We start from the raw sequence: 2,403 nt of genomic DNA on the forward strand, positions 1-2,403 counted from the left end.
CCGTCCGCAACGAACTGGATGACACGCTCGCGAAGGTCCAACGAGTAGCAGCCGCCCATGATCCACCTCCGCATCGAAGCGAATCAGGATCAATCCACAACTGCAACCCACGAGTCTGATTTTGCTCACGACGCTCTAGCGTATGCGCCCGAAAATCTAATTCAAGCAGAACATCAAGATTAGATTGATCATAACCGCATAAATGAAGTCCATATTAGATCATAGATGTATCACAAAATCCGTTTTTGTCAAGTATTCGCTTAATACTTGATCAATTTTTTGCTGCCATGAGGCTATTCAGACGTCGCCAACTATGTCAGGAGGAGATCAGAAGGCGGTGCGATGGTCGCACCGACCTGCAGAGGGTGCAGGCCTAAAAACACGAAAACCCGCCACGAGGGCGGGCCGCATGCCGGCCGAAGCCGAGAAGTCAGTGTCTAAGCAGCTCTGATCTTCCTCGAAATCGACGCCCGTGACAAGGGGAAAAGCGCGCTTTTCTTCTGAGGCGGAGCTTTGCCCGCGTGCGCCCACGCCCCTGCGGCTGGTCTCGCGACCAGAGGTGCGGAGCAGTGGTCATATTTGAAGAGATGCGGCGCGCCGTTGAGGCCACCGCACCTGATCGGCTGGGCGAAGTCGCCGCTGCCGTGTGGAAGGCCTACGGAGCAGGCGGGCTGACGGACGCCGAGGCTGAGCAACTCGACGGGCTGCTGGCCGCCCGTCGGCGTGTGGCCCAGGCGATGCCAACCCGGGCGCTGACCCTGGCTGCTGCCTGCGCGCAGGTGGTGCCGGCTGCTACCCCTCCCCAGCAAGGGGAAAGAACAGCGCTTGTCCGCGCGCACCACCGCACAGGATCCCGCCCCCGTAGCCCTGAAAGTATGGGCCGCCGCCGGCGCTGGGCTGCTTCGGGATATGTGCCCCCGAAGCTGGCCGCGGGCTTCACCGCCGGTGAGCAGGCGGTGCTTGCCGTGGTGGGCAAGGAAATCGCTACCAAGGGCCGCTGCACCCTGGCTGTGGGCCACATCGCTGCCCTGGCCGGCGTCAGCGCCACCACAGTGCGCCGGGCGATGCGCCAGGCCACCCTGGTAGGCCTGGTGGCCATCGAGGCGCGCCGGGTCACGAGGTTCCGCAACGATACGAACCGTATCACGATGGCCAGCCACGAATGGGCGGCCTGGCTACGCCTGCGCCTGCCGCGCAGCGCCAGGGCGGATCTGGCCATAGCCTCGCAAATTGTGTTGAGCACGAATGTCGAGATTACTTCTAAGAGAGCAACAGCCAGTTTGAGGTCGGGACAATGGCCCATTGCAGGGTCCAATCGCCCCACCCGGCCTATGGCGCGCGGTGCATGCGCCTAGCCCGGCCGCCCGCTCGTCCGAAAGCGGCGAGCGACTGGGCCAGGCTTATGGGGAGGTGTCATATCCTGCAGCCCACGCGGCCGGCGGAACCGATGAAGGGCTGCCGAGAAGCAGTGGGCGATCAAAACCGTGTGCTTCATCCAGAATTCGCGCTGGCCATGGGCTCGCTGTGTCAGCCGCGCCTTAGGCATGCCAGGAACATCGCTTCATCCCAATCAATTTCTTCGATGACTGTGCGGCCACCGCAGCGAGCCCCTGGCGTAGGATGACGGCGCTCCTTCTTGCAGTTTGATATCGTGTTCGCGCCAAGCACAATGGAGCACCGCCCTGCGATTGCGGCTGCCAGACGGATACTCCTGAGCGATCGAAGTGTGCAGCGCTACGTCAAGTCTGTGGCGGGCGTGAAGCGAACATCTGCGATGATGTTTCTCAGCGAAACGGCTCACGGTCACGATCTGAGACACTTGAGATAAATAGATCTATGCTCAAAATGGTGACCGAATGATCATATCAGATATCTATGAGATACTTCGCAGCAAGGGCTTCGCGCGTAGCAAGTCAGAATTTTCTAGAATGTTCTTTGGCTCACGTAATTCATTGACCATGATCGAGCGCCGCGGCAACATCAGTCAACGGTCATTCTCGCGCGTTCTCGAGATCCTGCGTACTCTTGGCCATACCGACTTGATGTTCGACGCGATGGTGGCGTCGATCAAAGCCCGTCTACCCGCTACCGCGTTGCCGTCAGAGCAGGTCTTCGCAGCGAGTGTGGTCGTACCCTCAGCGGTAGATCCAATCATGGCGGCGCGGGAACTGCGCGGACGAGGCTTTCCTGTCCGCCTTCGCGAAGTGACAGTGGGAGCGCACCCCGACGCCACGATCGGTGATCACATCGTCGAAACCTGTGAGTGGTCAGCCCCCATTGAAGTGGTCCGCCCTTTGGTATGGCTTTTGAGCCTGGAGGACGGACGAGATGGCAAAGCACCCGAAGCCCGAGGAGATCGTCGCGAAGCTACGTCAGGCGGACGTTCTGATTTCACAGGGCCAG

The 2,403-nt window shown here is 60.4% G+C and carries 2 protein-coding genes; both read left to right on the forward strand.

Annotated features, from left to right (window positions below):
- Positions 1-569: 569 nt before the first annotated feature.
- Positions 570-1,355: a hypothetical protein gene (locus tag MKK65_RS08980; protein WP_243957121.1), complete on the forward strand. Its 786-nt coding sequence runs from the start codon at positions 570-572 to the stop codon at positions 1,353-1,355.
- Positions 1,356-1,856: 501 nt separating this feature from the next.
- The coding region (locus MKK65_RS08985) for a hypothetical protein (protein ID WP_243957123.1) at positions 1,857-2,403 on the forward strand (547 nt) is incomplete at its 3' end.

It is taken from the genome of Methylobacterium sp. J-001 (genome assembly GCF_022829565.1).
Taxonomy (GTDB): Bacteria; Pseudomonadota; Alphaproteobacteria; order Rhizobiales; family Beijerinckiaceae; genus Methylobacterium.